Origin of the sequence: Frankia sp. Mgl5 (assembly GCF_023242985.1) — a bacterium.
GTDB classification, from domain to species: domain Bacteria; phylum Actinomycetota; class Actinomycetes; order Frankiales; family Frankiaceae; genus Parafrankia; species Parafrankia soli.
In genome coordinates, this window is the sequence record NZ_JALKFY010000378.1 from 1 (window position 1) to 232 (window position 232).

The window sequence follows — 232 nt, forward strand, 5'->3', positions numbered from 1 at the left end:
ATCTGGAGGACGTGATCAGGGTAAGCAGCCAGTTGGCCAGAAACGGCGGGAAGATTGCGCTTGTTCACAAAGCGACCCGGATGGTTGACATCGTCGTCTTGATGCGCCAATACGGAATTGAGCCGAAGCGGCTTCGTTTTGTCCATCCTCGCAGGGAGGCAGAACCCAATATGGTGCTGATCGAAGGAATCCGTGGTGGAAAACCGGAGCTGCGTGTTCAGCCGCCTTTGAT

The 232-nt window shown here is 55.2% G+C and carries 1 pseudogene; it reads left to right on the forward strand.

Annotated features, from left to right (window positions below):
* Positions 1 to 232: pseudogene (locus tag MXD62_RS09765) on the forward strand (SAM-dependent methyltransferase); the annotation flags it as partial.